The sequence below is a fragment of the bacterium genome, from assembly GCA_019695335.1.
GTDB lineage: Bacteria > CLD3 > CLD3 > SB21 > SB21 > JABWBZ01.
The window spans coordinates 25,346-38,940 of record JAIBAF010000032.1; the positions used below are offsets into that span (position 1 = coordinate 25,346).

Below are 13,595 nucleotides of genomic sequence, written 5' to 3' on the forward strand. Positions count from 1 at the left end.
TTTTCCGATAAAGTGAATGATTATTGAATGCGTTTTTTGTTGAATCGGGGATCCGTTTTGCTCCAATTGGGTTGAGTTACTCTCATAACTAAGGCATCCTGCCGCCCGAATCCGATATTTTCCGAGTAGGCGCCGATCAACAGCGAACCGTCCGTCATCGGTAAAATGGCGGTACCATAATCGCTCTTGGACCCTCCGAATGTTGAAACGAAACCTTCAAAACTTCCTGTTGAATCGAGACGCGTCACAAAAATATCCCACTCGCCGGCGCCGGCGCTTTTTGTGTAGCCGGTCAGCCAGCAGCGTCCTGAAGAATCAATATGACTCATCATCACCCGGTCGTCTTCGGAACCGCCAAAGATCTCTACGCGTAATACTTCGCCTGTTGGTCTGAGAGTTATGGCCATCATATCATTGACCGCTGCATTCCAACTGCTGGTATATCCGGCTGCTTGAATACGTCCATCGGGATAAATCTGTAAACTATGCGGTATGTCGGTTCCACCGTCCGTGCCGACTTCTTGTTTCCACACTTCTGTTCCGTCTTGATTGATTTTGATGAACAAGACATCAGTATTGGTATTGTGTTCGGTGGTACCGGTTAATACGAAGCCGCCGTCGGTCGTGGGTTCAATGTAAAGCGCCTGATCATTTTCGGGTCCGCCATACGTTTTGCGCCATTGCTCAATTCCGCCATTATTAATTTTAATCAACAGTACGTCGCGCTTTCGTGTGCTGTCGCCTTCGGTAAAACCGGCCAGGATAAATCCTCCGTCCAATGCCGGTGCAATATCCGTAGCGCGATCGTACCGTGAATCGCCGAAGGCATTTTCTTTAATAATATACCCGTCGTGAGTAAGAATGGCTGAATAAGCATCGATGCCTCCGTGACCAATGCGGGTTGTAAAACCGCCGACGGCAAATAGGCTGTCGTACGTTTCCGTTACCGCCCAGAAAGCATCGACGCCACCGCCAATGCCATGTTCGCGTGTCCAAATGATTTTTCCATTGGGAGTAAATTTTGAAATCAGGCTGTGCCAATCGGATTTGGTGTCGTCGCGATTTAGAAAACCCACGGCTACAAAATTACCATCGCGAGTCGGAATGATGTGATTAATCCAATCGTCCAGAGGAGAAGTATAATCAATACGCCAGACAATTTTCGAAGAGCCGTCGCTGGTGAAATTTTCTACACGCTCCCATCCGATCACTATCAGGCAGATCAATAAATAGATCATGTTCTAAATTGTGTTTTATATGGTTCGGATGGAATATATTGAAATGAGAGGGGAGAGTCTTGAACGATCTTGCAGTCAAAGACGGTTAGAAACGAACGGTTTGATAGAGTTTGTAAAAGATCACGGAACCGGGAATCTGCTGTTCAAATTCAATCAGTTCACTTTCTTTCTCACCGGGATAAATATGGGTAATGATGATTGATTTGGGGTGAATCCATTGTTCGACCAACTTACGGTTATCGGCATCGTACACCACCCAGAGAGGGAGGATCGCGATATCGATGTTATCGTGTAATAGGTTCAGCGCTTTCAAAACCTGACCATCCGCATTCATATCCCCGACATGAAGTATTTTTTTTCCACCTATATCGATAATATATCCGATATTTTGTACGGCGTGATGACGTTGTGGAGAGGAGTGTGGAATATTTAGTGCAATAACCGTATAAGGCATGCCCGACAGCGTGTCTCTGTCGGCTGGTTTTAATGAGAAGACACGTTTCCGAACCAACGAGAAATCTTCATATAACGCCATTGAATCGGCCGCTTGTTGCGGAACACATGCGCGGGCATCGGGATGTTTCAAAAAACGTAACGTTAACGAAGGCTCAAAATGATCACGGTGGCGATGCGTGACGAATAGCGAGCGCGTGTTTTCGAAACGTCCTTGTCGATTTATAATTGAGTCAACCAGCGATTGAGGCGGATACATATACAGCGAATCATAAAAACTATGCAACCCGTCAATGATCAGCGATTGTTTTTCGTCCTGGATCAGCACACCCATATTGCCTAAATAGCTGATGCTGAACGTTTGCGATTGAACAGCCGGTGCGATCAGTGCACAGCAGCAGACAATGAGATTATAAAACTTCACGAGGAAAGTTTTTTTTTGGATTTAAAAATGAGATGCACAATTTCAACCTAATTCATCCATATTAGTTGCAATTGAATTCATGTAACCATCAACATCAGGGCGCTGAGGATCAGACATGATACATTTCACCCATGCGCTGCGCTCCTGCCATATCACGGCACAATCCCACACACACATATTCATACCGGTAAGCGTATTGAAACGGTAATCCAGCGGATGATCGATCGGCGCAACAAAACTATGCGTGACGATCATATTTTCATCAGCAAACCAATTAAAGGAAATAAAATTGGCGTTCCACCCGTTGTGTAAAATAATAAATCCAATTCCATACGATGAAACTTTGGACACGTCGGGAATTTTTTTCCACAATCTTTTGACAAGAGTAAGATATTCTGAACTTGCTTGTGTATTAGAATGGTAGGTGATTGTATAAATTTTAAAACTCCATTCGTCGATCATCCAATGGCCGAGATAGCCAAGCGCTCTTGGAGCAAAAGGTTCTGACAGTTTAATAGGGATAACATTCATAGGGTAAAAAATTTTACAAGAGTATGTTGCTAATAGCAATATATAAATGCCAATGTAAAAATCTTGAACGATATTGACTTTTTGAATTCATCTTGTTCGGTAGTTATGTTTGGTATAAATTGATGAAATAAATACTGTCGCCACATTGATGACCACTAGCAAGAAAGAGCGTCCAAATGAAATCACTACGCGGCTTTGCTTCTTCGCTTAGCTTTCTATCAGCCGTTCCTGTCGCAGTACTGTATCAAATTTTTTTTGACCGCGGCGTTGAAGCGCTTATTCACTGGATATTTGCCATGGGCTTTGCATTCAGTGCATTTGCCGTATTTGACTTTAAGGTCGCGAAATGGGCTAACATGCTCGCTTCGGCTGCAACTGCCGCCTTGTCTGTAATATTTTTTACACAAGGATTAAGCTTTTTGATCGGCCATGAACGCCTTTCAAATATTGCACTCAATGTTTTAGGGCAGGAGTTGGAACGAGGATTGTGCGATGTTTTTATTATTTGGTTGGTAATACTGTTGTTCGTGGATAGCAAGGGCGTTACGCGAATTTTTGGCTTTATATCTATGTCAATCGTCGTCGCAGTGGAAATTTATACCATTTTACTTCCGGGTAATGCGCCGGATGGTTTAAAAGCATTGTATCTGTTGGCATTTGTCTGGTTCTTATTTGAAAGCTTGAAAAAGCAAAATGAGGCTGCATAAAATTTAATAGCTTTGCCGACATATTATTTGTCTTGAAAGAAATCACTTTTTAGAATGTCTTTTTCTCCTGTAATTTGAAGCCGGATAATTTTTTTATCGGGTGGAAATATCATAGTAAACGTAAAAAAGGCGCAGCAATCTCTTTCAAAATTTACAAAATCAATCAGCTGGTTGGCCGTCTCGTCGGATGCATCGAAAATCCATTCGAAGCCGTCGGTGAGCTCGTTCACATCGGTGCTTTTGGACAAAAGCTCTTGTTTGATTTCCTTGCTTCGTTTAACTTGTTCGGCGCTATTAAGTTTGCAAGCCACAATAGGTTTGTCATTCGTCTCATCCGCACAACAAGGATCGGCAGGCGTGAACCTGTTTTTTAAAATCGGTAGAAAACACAATAAAGCCAAAGCAACAACGACTAAACTAATTAATATAATTTTCCAATTCATGACTTGCTCCTTGATCTAATAATTTATCGGATCAATATAAGGATTGGAGTATAGTCCAGAGTCAAGAGGTTTTTTATGTTCATCGGCGAAGTTTCAAAAAAAACCGGATTTAGCCGCGACACAATTCGTTTTTATGAAAAAGTAGGGGTGATCGGAAAAAATCTTTCACGCGGCGAAAACCGATATCGGCAATACGGCGATACAGACATTCTGCGCCTCCAGCGTATTAAAAAAATCAAAGCGTACGGCTTTACGCTTACGGAAATCAAAAAAATTCTGGAAGCTTGGGAGACGGACACCGTTACCTGTAATGCTATGTTGAAAATTGCACGAAAAAAGACCCGGGAAATAGAAATTAAAATCCGGGAGATGGAACGAATAAAAGAACGTATCAGCGTTGAATTCAAACGATGCGCTCTTCAATGTTACAATAACCGATGCAAAATTTTATAAATGAAAATACGTTGATAGCATGGCTGATTACCGTGTCGGTGGAGTATATAATCTGGCTAGCCTGGATCCGGCGCTTTCCGATCAGGCTCTTAGGGTGTTGCATTCTGGTCAATACGCTGACACAACCGTTGGCTGTGTGGATTTACCATTCGTGGGCGCTGAGCCTGCCGGATTATAAAGGCGGACACGTGATCAGATTATTGCTGATCGTAGAGACAGGCGTTATAACGGCCGAATGGATTTTAGTAAAATGGTTTCTGGGTCATTCCTGGACACGCACGTTTTGGATCGTACTTAGCGCGAACGCAGTGACGACGGCGTTGAGTTTTTTATACTGAACGTTGATCTAATTAGTATTAGTTTTGACAGCTCTTCTGACTCAATATCTTATAAACTTTTTTAAAAACTTGCGGAGGATTGTATGAAATCCATCATGTTTTTGTTCATCACCGCGATAATGTTTTGCGGGTGTTCACAGCCGCCCAAGGATCGTTTTAGTGTGACGGTCACAACGAATGATTCATTGATTCTTTTTGATGGTCAACCGATAGCTAGGATTCAGGATGAAATCGAAGAGGTAAGCTATGTAATGAGCACTCTGTCTGATACACTGGACAAACTTAAACAAGAGATGGTGGATTCGGCAGAACATTCCAATAAAAATTTTTATGGCCGCTTGTTTGTTGAAATGCCACCGCAATTATCATATAAGCTTGTTTTTAAAATAATTTTTAGCAGCCAATTTGCTCATTTTGGTGAGATCCGATTGCGTGGGACATTGAAAAATGGATCGAGGATTGAAATTCCGGTGATTTCCGATCAAGGAATAGGATTGTTACATCGAATTATTATAACGCCGAAAGGTGCGTTACTTTCCGTTTCTAATCGATGGGCTCCTCCAGCTGAATGTCGGGCTTCTTTGAATAATGAATCCGCTGGCTCAACTTTTGAGGTGATTGCTCCGGGCGAAAATGAAGGCTGGTCACCGTCGATTTTTGTTCCGGTGTCGGATGATCTCAAAGAGTTAAAAGAAGAGCTTGATTGGATTCAGTACGAACTGATGAAAATCGGATTTAGCGGTGGGAGACATTTTTTAATACAATGCACGGAGGATGTTTCATACGGAACCTTGTTTTCAGTTGCAGCGACCATCATAGAATCTATAAAACAAAGCTCTCAGGCGGAAAAAAATACTTTGGTCGATACGCTGCGGCCAATGCTTGAGCCTAACGGAAGTGTCTTTCGTTATTATAACGGGCTTACACGGTCTTACGATGACTTCTCGATCAGGACTTGGTTATTGAAAGACGGTATGCAGGATACCGTTGTGAATAGTGAATCGCGTTACCTGCTTCTTGGGTTTCCTAATATTTTACGTGCAGCGATTGAAGGCGGTAATACCGTTCGCATTCAAAAATTGAAAGAATACGGATACGATCTTAACCAATATGCTTTTCTGAATTTTTCGGTTAACGCTGCTTGGCGCGGTTTTACTCCTTTGTTGCTGGCCATCCAGTGTAATGAGCCGGAAATCGTAAAAACGCTGATCGCGTCCGGAGCTGATCTGAATAAGCGATCCGTTCAATTTAAAGAAATCATTACCGATTTGAAGGCAAAACGTTCTCCTACAATGATCGGTCGTGTCGTCTCGCCGCTTGCATTAGCCAATGAAAAAGGAAACAAAGAGATCGTCGAATTACTCAAATCGGCCGGTGCTGAATAGAAACCCTTATTCCGGTAAAACTTCTTTCCGACGTAATATACCGGCGCAGATCAGCGAGACGGCAAGGCCGACTGGAAATATTTCCATCAACGTAATTCCAAATCTAGGCAGGAAATTTTTATATATTTCCTTCATGCCATCCATATCTTTCGTTGCTTTTTCAATATCCGCTTCCGAAGCGCCTTCGTTTTTCATTTTTTTAACACAATAGTCCGCATATTCATTCATAAAATTATTTTTAGCGTTGGGGCTGCTTTGGTAATAAATTTCCCAACCGGTAGCATACATGAGTGATGCAATCACCGAGATTAAAAGGCCGATCTGCAATCCCGTTAAAAATTTAATAGACCCGTTTTGATGCCGATCGCGGTACGATTTGATTCCAAAAAAGATCATAGACAGAGATACGATCATGCTGGCATAGCCGACAAGGTCGCCATTGTCGAAAGTTAGAACGCCTTTTTCCATGAAAAACATCATGACCCATAAAAAGATCGTGATCAGGCCTCCACACAATAATCCAAATGTCCATACTATCTTGCGCATAGTTTTCTCCGTTTTTTAAAAAAATTTACCAAAATATAAGGTAGATGCGCCCGAAAGGCATCACTCAAAAGTATGATTTTAGGGCAAATCAGCTTAAGGATGCAGATTTAAGGGAGGATACGAAGTTCTTTGGCCCGTTGGATTGCTTGAGTACGCCGCCGGGCGTCTAATTTCATAAAAAGATTGGATGAATGAGTCTTAATCGTATTGATGGAAACGTAAAGTCTGTCAGCTATTTCTTGGTTGGATAATCCTTGTGCTATCAATTCGAGTATTTCATATTCACGTTTACTGATATCAAGTTTTTGTAAGGCTTTCTCATCACATGTAAAATCGGGGCGAGCGAGAATGACTTTAACCCGTGTCAATCGCCGTCCAGCCCAAACGCCAATGAAAGAAAAAATCACTGCCACCGCACCGATATAAATCTCCAGTGTAAAATCGCGAACAAAAAACCGGTACTCGATGAATTTAAGTAAAGCAATCAATGCCGCCATGGCGATGCCGTATAGAATAACTGTTTTAAACATGCCGAAAACTTGTAAAAAAAAGAGAAAAAAACAAGCCCTGAACCAAAGAGGTAAAGTTTTTCGTGGCAATCTTCGACGCGAGTTCGTACAATCATTTTTATCGATGTAACATCTATAATTATTAGGATACAACCGTATGAGTAGTCGCAGGGCTTTTTTGAAAGGAACGGCCATAGCTGCTGTTCCAACCATATTTAATTTTCCAGGGGCCATCGCTTCTTTGATATTGCCTGCATTTAATGCGGACGAAATCAATTTTTTCTTTGACGGCGATCGGAATTATACCGACCCGGAGTTTTATTCTAAAAAATTGTATGAACTTGCAAAAGCCACCAAAGATCAAGCCGATTTCTACGGGCAGGGCGGAGCTGTGGCTGCACTGGAGCAGGCTTTTGCCGCCGTAACCGGAAAAGAAAAGGCGATTTTCGTTCCGTCCGGCACGATGGCGAATCAGTTGGCATTAAAAATTCTGAGCGGAAATAACACCAAAATTTTTGTTCAGGAAACGAGCCATATTTTCAGAGACGAAGCGGATGCGGCACAATCGGTTCATGGCAAGCGTCTGATTCCGTTGGCCAAAGGACAAGGCAATTTTACATTGGACGAATTGAAAGAGGCCGTCGACTATCATAATCAGGGTGAAGTTTTCAAAAGCGGCATCGGCGCTATTTCCATTGAGAATCCTGTTCGCCGCATGGACGGCCAGGTATTTAAATTCGATGAAATGAAAAAAATTTCGGCGTACTGTAAAGAGCAGGGATTCAAATTACATCTGGATGGCGCGCGTTTGCACATCGCTTCGTCGTACTCCGGAGTTTCCATTAAAGAGTATGCGTCGTGTTTCGATACGGTGTATATTTCATTATACAAATATCTCGGAAGCGGTGGCGGCGCGATATTGTGCGGCGATGCGCCGGTTATCGATCAGATGCCGCATTGGATTAAAGTATACGGCGGTACGATGTTCCAAAGCTGGCCCTACGCGCTGATGGCTTTGAACAATCTTAAAGACATCGAAACACGGTTGAGTATGACTAAACAAAAAGGCGAGGATTTTGTTGCGCTGATCAATCAAACCGACGAATTTCAGATTGGCAAAATGGCCGATGGTACGAATGTCTTCGATCTGACCATCAAAGGCACCATCGATTACAAAAAATTTAACGATCTGCTTAGGGAAAAGGGGATTTTAATGGGACGGGCTAACAAAGGGATTGTCAAAACATTGATCAATGAAACGATTCTGAAAAGAGATAGCCATGAAATTTTGAAAGCCATGAAAGAAGCTTACAGCAAAGCGAAAACAGCTTAATCGTCAAGGAATATTATGTTTTGGCCAGCGCTTTTTTCAATTGGAATTGCTCAAGGGTTATTTTTAATCACCTTGATCATGATCAAAGGTCGTAAAAACTTCCTTGCTTCCCGATTGATCAGCATTATGATTTTTCTGATGATGTTATCGAATTTCGGATATTTGGCTATCCGTACTGAGTTATTGTATTATATTCCTCAAGTCTATGGATTGTCTTTTGGATCGTTGTTTCTTTTTGGTCCTCTGTTATATTTTTATTCCAAAGCCGTTTTGGTAAACGGATTTCAATGGCGTAGAAAAGATTGGTTACATTTTCTCCCATTTTTAATTCAAGCGACGACGGCGATACCGTGGTTTCTGAATGATTCCGAAGATTGGATTGTTTTTATTCGTACCTTTCTTGCAGGTAATTTAATCGTCGAGCTTTATCCAAAAATCGTATATGCCGCCCAAAATTTTCATTTACTGATTTACATTATCTTGACGTCACAACGAATTCGTTTGGCAAGACAAGAACACCAACAGGCGAAGTACGTTGTTCCGGTTTCTTCACGTGTCCGATGGCTTACCGGCTTAACGATGTGTTTGGCGCTTTTACTGGCTGCAGTCTTTTCGATGTATATTTTTGTAATAGTGCATGGAAAATTCAACCCGGTCACGAATTACATCTATACCGTTGTCACTTCCGGAATTATCTATTTCATGGCTTATTCGTATGTACTAAATCCTGAATTGATCACGCCTGATTTTTTGCAGAAATACCGGACTTATATGCCGTTTGACGGCGATATAGGCGAGAGGTATCTGGAAAAATTGAAGTCCTTGATGGATCATGAAAAATTGTATGTGAATCCCGATTTAAAACTTGCAGATCTGGCTGAGGCATTAAGTTTGCCACTACATCAGGTTTCGAAACTGATTAACGATAAGTTTGGTAAATCGTTTACCGATCTGATCAACGCGTATCGCGTTCAAGAATTTATCGACCGCGTTAATCGCCCTGAATATCAGTCACATTCCGTTTTTGGCCTGGCGCTTGACGTTGGTTTTAATAGCAAATCCGCATTCAACTCTGCCTTTAAAAAACTGACCGGTAAAACACCTTCCGAATACCGTCATGAGTCTGAAAAATCAGGCTTTTCAAGTCCGATTTTATAAATCAGGTCGAAGGGTTTCCTTTTAGAGCCTATCTTTATAAGTTGTTTGATTTTTTTTCATCAACTGAAGGAAACGCCTATGCGATGGTTAAAGTTCTGTATTTTTTTCTTTTTATCGATGGCTACGGATATTCAATATGGTTTTGCTCAGTTTCGCCCGGAAATCGATAGTACCGTCAATAATCTTGTGCACACGCCTGGATATAAAACCGGTCACTTGGGCGACTTGGGTGCAGTAAAAAAGTATGGAAACGGGCAACAAAACTTGATTCTCATTCCCGGCTTGGGCTTCGATGCATCTGTATTCGACGATTTCATGGAAACAAATGAAAATTTGTATACTATGTATGCGATTACGATTGCCGGTTACGGAAAAACGGCTGCTCCACCGATGCCTGCTGAAGGAACGAGTTACGGAGAACAAACATGGACACAAGGAACGGTCGCTGGATTACTTAAGTTGATCGATAAAGAAAAATTGGAGAAGCCGGTCATAGTCGGACACTTTGTCCAAGGCACGCAGATTGCATTGCGCTTGGCTGAAGATTATCCAAATAAAATCGGGGGTGTGATTATTTTGGGCGGTCCGGCTAAATTCATTGTTGCGATGAACGGGCGAGTCAAAGATTTTCCGCTGGATACGATGATCTTATTTACTGACAAAGCAACAGGTCCAAAGTGGTTTAAACACATGACCCGGAAATTTTACGATGAAAATAATATTCGTCCTGAAATTTATTCTCTCGACAACCATCGCGGCATGGAACTTTGGCAGCAATCCACTTCCATTCCTTTGCCGGTGCTTGTACGTTATGTGTGTGAATATTTTGCCAGTGATGTCAAAGTAAGATTTCCGGAAATACAATGTCCGGTGCTCATATTGCGTCCAACTTTCAGTGAATCAATTCTTTCTGATCCGGTCAATAATTATGTCCGGCCGCAATATATTGATTCATGGAATGATGCGCCGTCAAAAAATTCATTGATTCAGTTCAAAGATATTCAGAATGCATCGACGTTTGTCTGGAAAGATAAGCCGGATACGGTATACGATGCGATACATGTTTTTATAAAATTTCTCAAAAACAAATGATTCACGTGCGTCTTAAATCATTTTTCTTGGGATCAAAATGACATCCGTCGTTCGATGTTCACGCGAAATCGTAAGTTTGTGAGGGGTTGTTTTTTCTAATACGCGACGCAATTCAGTCAGCGTATAAAAAGATGCCGGTTTTTCGTCAATCGACTCGATCAGATCATTCTTTTGTATGCCGCTGGAGTACGCCGGCGAATTTTCCAAAACATCATTGATTCTGAATGTATGATAATCTTTTCCTTCAGCAGTAATGCTGAGACCGCCACAAAATGCGGAAGCAAAAGAATCGATAAATGTCGCATTAGGCTCGAGGTATAAACGATCATGTTTAAGATCAATAACGATATTAAACCGATTCATGATTTGCATGCCGATGCTGCCGTATTCCGAAGGATTGGCATGGGCGCCGGCCTGATCTTGAGAAAAAAGCGTGACCGGATTGCTGATGACAAAATTTCCAAGCTGCAATTTTGAGATTCTACCCATTTGTCCGACTGAAGCGCCGCCGGCTCCAACTTTACCGATTGCGCGAATGGTTGGTATGGAGCCATTCAACAACTGCCGGTCATTGACAAATGGCGAGTTAAATAACAGAGCACCGGACGACCCCATGTCTATTAAAAAAGGACCGCGGCTTGCAGGTTCGTTTGATAAACTGATTTCCGCATCCATTTGAATATGCCCAGCGCCGTTCAACCTGACGGGAATTGCGTCGCCTTTACCGGCGTATGCAAATGTGTTTTTATCGTGTAATATCATAGTGAGATTTTTAAAATCAATTTCCACCGCAAACTGTTTAATAAATTCAGTGCCAACCAAACCATCGAAATCGTGTCCGAAAGAAGCGGCGAGGTGTTTCAGCTGAATTGCCAGCGTAACAGGCTCGGCATAAGTGTCATATCCGGGAATGATCATTGATGCGTCACTTACAAAATAACCGGTGGATATTTGCGAGCCGGCGCCTTTCACCTGAACGTCGCCTCTGAATGACAATCCTAATTCTTTTGCCGTTTCCACTTCGATTAGAGTATATTTGTTACCCGTGTCCAGGATAAAAGACAACTCACGTGAATTGTTTACTTTTGCTTTGAACAGAATATGATTGTTGATCATTTCAAAAGGAATAGTTACCCCGGATTGGGGTACGATGGGATCAGGTTTAAAAAATCCGATCTTCCAAACAATCAAAATGACGCTTAAGAACACTACGGCAACTAGTGTAATTTTAGTTTTTCGTTTCATAGGATTAAAGATAGGTTTAAATAATCAAAAAAAATTGATCATTACTACGCCATATGTGAATGGATTGTTTCAGTTTTTAAAACACGATGTCTTTATATAAGGAGGTCTTATGAATATCCGCAGAATTGTTCCCGATATCGTCACAGATCAAATGGAAGTCAGCAAAAAATTTTATTCGGAATTTTTTGAATTAAAACTGGCAATGGACTTGGGTTGGGTTGCCACGTTGATTTCGACGAGTAATGAAACGGCTCAAGTTACGCTCGTTAAAGGTATTCCACCTTCGACAGACGATCACACGGTTGCTCTGACTGTTGAAGTTGAAGACGTTGACGCCATGTATCGCAAGGCGCAACATGCAGGGTTAAAAATTATTTACCCCATGACAGACGAACCTTGGAGTGTTCGGCGTTTTCATATTAACGATCCCAATGGAATTACTATAAACGTGATGATGCATCTTTAAAAATAGTCAAAGGGTAATCTTATGAAATTGTCTGAACCGTTGGTTGCAGAATTGCAATATGAAAGCATCTCGACGCGAAAAATGCTGGAACGCGTACCGCAGGAAAAGATGGCGTGGAAACCGCATCCGAAATCCCGTTCGTTGGGTGAAGTCGCAGTTCATATTGCTCATCTTCCAGGACTATTTATAACCTCGATGTCTCAGGATGAATTGGACAAAAATCAGTACCCGATGCAGCCGGTCAATACCGTATCCGATTTAGCCGCACTTTTTGATAAGAATATTCGCAATGCACTGGCGGTTTTAAAAATTTTATCGGACGAACAGATGATGGCCTCGTGGCGCTACCGGTACGGCGAAAAAATTATTTTTGAAATGCCACGGCTTGCGGTGATTCGCGGAATGGGTTTCAGCCACCTGATCCATCATCGCGGACAATTATCGGTTTATCTTCGTTTGCTGGATGTGCCGCTGCCGCCGGTTTACGGGCAAACAGCCGATGAAGGGTAATTGGTAAAATTTCTTTGTAATTCCTCCGAATGATTTTAAATTGATATATCCGCTCATCATTTGGAGGAGTTGCTTATGCATTCTATTATTAATTTCCATAATGCCTCGCCGATTTTGCCGGTAAATAATTTAGAAATTTCCATCCAATATTATTCCGAAAAGCTGGGATTTATGCTTGACTGGAAAGAGCCTGAGATCATGGCTTCGGTTTCCCGCGGGCCGTGTAATCTTATGTTGTGTGAAGGTGACCAAGGCCACTCAGGTACTTGGGTGTGGATCGGTGTTGGCGATGTGGAAGCACTGCACGAAGAATTTAAAAAATCCGGCACGATCATCCGTAACCCTCCGACCAATTACTATTGGGCATTCGAAATGCAAGTGCAGGATCCCGACGGCAACGTTTTACGTTTCGGATCCGATTCCAAGAAAGGCGAGTCTTACGGACCATGGCTCGATATGCATGGAAAATATTGGCCTGCACAAAAATAAACATTCGCTTGGTAAAGAAATGAAAGCTGTTCCATTACTCCTTGCACTTCTATTGCTGACCGGTTGTGCGCACAAAGAAATCCGGATGTATGAACCAGGAAAAACTCCTACGACAATCTTGGATTCAGTCGTTGTAATGAGTAAGCCTGTAAGATTGACTTACACTAATGAAAAACGAAAAGTGCAAAAAAATGTGCGTGGTTTTTTAAAAAAACAAGAAAACGGATTCTATCAGTTTGAACCGCGTAAATTCGGCGAAACCAAACCTTCAAGAA

18 protein-coding genes are annotated in these 13,595 nt (G+C 42.1%); 11 read left to right on the forward strand and 7 right to left on the reverse strand.

The genetic code is table 11. From position 1 onward, the window contains the following. Positions 1-20: 20 nt before the first annotated feature. From K1X84_09760 to K1X84_09770, 3 genes are all read right to left on the reverse strand, one after another. Positions 21-1,238, reverse strand: a complete 1,218-nt coding sequence (locus K1X84_09760) for a hypothetical protein (GenBank protein MBX7151913.1) — start codon at positions 1,236-1,238, stop codon at positions 21-23. A gap of 85 nt (positions 1,239-1,323) precedes the next feature. After that, entirely contained in the window at positions 1,324-2,115 is a 792-nt protein-coding gene (locus K1X84_09765; GenBank protein ID MBX7151914.1) for an MBL fold metallo-hydrolase, read from the reverse strand. Between the two features lie 42 nt (positions 2,116-2,157). Continuing rightward, the gene (locus K1X84_09770; protein MBX7151915.1) at positions 2,158-2,646 is read right to left on the reverse strand and encodes a hypothetical protein; all 489 of its coding nucleotides are present in this window, start codon (positions 2,644-2,646) and stop codon (positions 2,158-2,160) included. A 176-nt stretch (positions 2,647-2,822) separates the two neighbouring features. On the opposite strand from K1X84_09770, the gene K1X84_09775 reads away from it, so the two are divergent. Then, the gene (locus K1X84_09775) at positions 2,823-3,353 is read left to right on the forward strand and encodes a hypothetical protein (GenBank protein MBX7151916.1); all 531 of its coding nucleotides are present in this window, start codon (positions 2,823-2,825) and stop codon (positions 3,351-3,353) included. Between the two features lie 23 nt (positions 3,354-3,376). Here the strand turns inward: K1X84_09775 and K1X84_09780 are convergent, their stop codons facing one another. Further along, on the reverse strand, positions 3,377-3,796 hold the full coding sequence (locus K1X84_09780; GenBank protein MBX7151917.1) for a hypothetical protein: 420 nt from the start codon (positions 3,794-3,796) through the stop codon (positions 3,377-3,379). A 75-nt stretch (positions 3,797-3,871) separates the two neighbouring features. On the opposite strand from K1X84_09780, the gene K1X84_09785 reads away from it, so the two are divergent. The 3 genes from K1X84_09785 to K1X84_09795 all read left to right on the forward strand — a co-directional run bounded on the left by K1X84_09785 (position 3,872) and on the right by K1X84_09795 (position 5,972). Beyond that, positions 3,872-4,249 carry a MerR family transcriptional regulator gene (locus K1X84_09785; protein MBX7151918.1) on the forward strand — a complete coding sequence of 126 codons (378 nt, stop codon included), beginning with the start codon at positions 3,872-3,874 and terminating at the stop codon, positions 4,247-4,249. Positions 4,250-4,260: 11 nt separating this feature from the next. Continuing rightward, positions 4,261-4,587: a hypothetical protein gene (locus K1X84_09790; GenBank protein ID MBX7151919.1), complete on the forward strand. Its 327-nt coding sequence runs from the start codon at positions 4,261-4,263 to the stop codon at positions 4,585-4,587. A gap of 83 nt (positions 4,588-4,670) precedes the next feature. Further along, positions 4,671-5,972 carry an ankyrin repeat domain-containing protein gene (locus K1X84_09795; GenBank protein ID MBX7151920.1) on the forward strand — a complete coding sequence of 434 codons (1,302 nt, stop codon included), beginning with the start codon at positions 4,671-4,673 and terminating at the stop codon, positions 5,970-5,972. 6 nt (positions 5,973-5,978) lie between these two features. Here K1X84_09795 and K1X84_09800 read toward each other — a convergent pair whose 3' ends face one another. Both K1X84_09800 and K1X84_09805 read right to left on the reverse strand, forming a co-directional pair. Beyond that, positions 5,979-6,518 (reverse strand): DUF4199 domain-containing protein, encoded by a 540-nt coding sequence (locus K1X84_09800; GenBank protein ID MBX7151921.1) that lies wholly within the window; start codon positions 6,516-6,518, stop codon positions 5,979-5,981. Between the two features lie 107 nt (positions 6,519-6,625). Next, entirely contained in the window at positions 6,626-7,048 is a 423-nt protein-coding gene (locus K1X84_09805) for a response regulator transcription factor (GenBank protein MBX7151922.1), read from the reverse strand. 136 nt (positions 7,049-7,184) lie between these two features. Between K1X84_09805 and K1X84_09810 the strand changes: the two genes are divergently transcribed. The 3 genes from K1X84_09810 (at position 7,185) to K1X84_09820 (ending at position 10,610) form a co-directional block, all read left to right on the forward strand. Beyond that, the gene (locus K1X84_09810; GenBank protein MBX7151923.1) at positions 7,185-8,360 is read left to right on the forward strand and encodes an aminotransferase class I/II-fold pyridoxal phosphate-dependent enzyme; all 1,176 of its coding nucleotides are present in this window, start codon (positions 7,185-7,187) and stop codon (positions 8,358-8,360) included. Between the two features lie 15 nt (positions 8,361-8,375). After that, on the forward strand, positions 8,376-9,518 hold the full coding sequence (locus K1X84_09815) for a helix-turn-helix domain-containing protein (protein MBX7151924.1): 1,143 nt from the start codon (positions 8,376-8,378) through the stop codon (positions 9,516-9,518). Positions 9,519-9,596: 78 nt separating this feature from the next. Continuing rightward, the gene (locus tag K1X84_09820; protein ID MBX7151925.1) at positions 9,597-10,610 is read left to right on the forward strand and encodes an alpha/beta hydrolase; all 1,014 of its coding nucleotides are present in this window, start codon (positions 9,597-9,599) and stop codon (positions 10,608-10,610) included. A gap of 12 nt (positions 10,611-10,622) precedes the next feature. Here the strand turns inward: K1X84_09820 and K1X84_09825 are convergent, their stop codons facing one another. Further along, positions 10,623-11,855 carry an aspartyl protease family protein gene (locus K1X84_09825; GenBank protein ID MBX7151926.1) on the reverse strand — a complete coding sequence of 411 codons (1,233 nt, stop codon included), beginning with the start codon at positions 11,853-11,855 and terminating at the stop codon, positions 10,623-10,625. A gap of 109 nt (positions 11,856-11,964) precedes the next feature. Here K1X84_09825 and K1X84_09830 point away from each other — a divergent pair, with 109 nt between their 5' ends. The 4 genes from K1X84_09830 to K1X84_09845 all read left to right on the forward strand — a co-directional run. Then, positions 11,965-12,321, forward strand: coding sequence for a VOC family protein (locus K1X84_09830; GenBank protein ID MBX7151927.1), 357 nt, complete (start codon positions 11,965-11,967; stop codon positions 12,319-12,321). Between the two features lie 21 nt (positions 12,322-12,342). Continuing rightward, positions 12,343-12,831 (forward strand): DinB family protein, encoded by a 489-nt coding sequence (locus K1X84_09835; protein MBX7151928.1) that lies wholly within the window; start codon positions 12,343-12,345, stop codon positions 12,829-12,831. 75 nt (positions 12,832-12,906) lie between these two features. After that, positions 12,907-13,320, forward strand: a complete 414-nt coding sequence (locus tag K1X84_09840; protein ID MBX7151929.1) for a VOC family protein — start codon at positions 12,907-12,909, stop codon at positions 13,318-13,320. Continuing rightward, the coding region (locus K1X84_09845; protein MBX7151930.1) for a hypothetical protein at positions 13,292-13,595 on the forward strand (304 nt) is incomplete at its 3' end. The genes K1X84_09840 and K1X84_09845, both read left to right, overlap by 29 nt.

Bases quoted from the DNA above. Each gene is read 5' to 3' on its own strand.
- K1X84_09760 (MBX7151913.1), bottom strand. From the start codon at position 1,238: ATGATCTATTTATTGATCTGCCTGATAGTGATCGGATGGGAGCGTGTA.
- K1X84_09770 (MBX7151915.1), bottom strand. From the start codon at position 2,646: ATGAATGTTATCCCTATTAAACTGTCAGAACCTTTTGCTCCAAGAGCG.
- K1X84_09775 (MBX7151916.1), top strand. From the start codon at position 2,823: ATGAAATCACTACGCGGCTTTGCTTCTTCGCTTAGCTTTCTATCAGCC.
- K1X84_09780 (MBX7151917.1), bottom strand. From the start codon at position 3,796: ATGAATTGGAAAATTATATTAATTAGTTTAGTCGTTGTTGCTTTGGCT.
- K1X84_09785 (MBX7151918.1), top strand. From the start codon at position 3,872: ATGTTCATCGGCGAAGTTTCAAAAAAAACCGGATTTAGCCGCGACACA.
- K1X84_09795 (MBX7151920.1), top strand. From the start codon at position 4,671: ATGAAATCCATCATGTTTTTGTTCATCACCGCGATAATGTTTTGCGGG.
- K1X84_09800 (MBX7151921.1), bottom strand. From the start codon at position 6,518: ATGCGCAAGATAGTATGGACATTTGGATTATTGTGTGGAGGCCTGATC.
- K1X84_09805 (MBX7151922.1), bottom strand. From the start codon at position 7,048: ATGTTTAAAACAGTTATTCTATACGGCATCGCCATGGCGGCATTGATT.
- K1X84_09810 (MBX7151923.1), top strand. From the start codon at position 7,185: ATGAGTAGTCGCAGGGCTTTTTTGAAAGGAACGGCCATAGCTGCTGTT.
- K1X84_09815 (MBX7151924.1), top strand. From the start codon at position 8,376: ATGTTTTGGCCAGCGCTTTTTTCAATTGGAATTGCTCAAGGGTTATTT.
- K1X84_09820 (MBX7151925.1), top strand. From the start codon at position 9,597: ATGCGATGGTTAAAGTTCTGTATTTTTTTCTTTTTATCGATGGCTACG.
- K1X84_09825 (MBX7151926.1), bottom strand. From the start codon at position 11,855: ATGAAACGAAAAACTAAAATTACACTAGTTGCCGTAGTGTTCTTAAGC.
- K1X84_09830 (MBX7151927.1), top strand. From the start codon at position 11,965: ATGAATATCCGCAGAATTGTTCCCGATATCGTCACAGATCAAATGGAA.
- K1X84_09835 (MBX7151928.1), top strand. From the start codon at position 12,343: ATGAAATTGTCTGAACCGTTGGTTGCAGAATTGCAATATGAAAGCATC.
- K1X84_09840 (MBX7151929.1), top strand. From the start codon at position 12,907: ATGCATTCTATTATTAATTTCCATAATGCCTCGCCGATTTTGCCGGTA.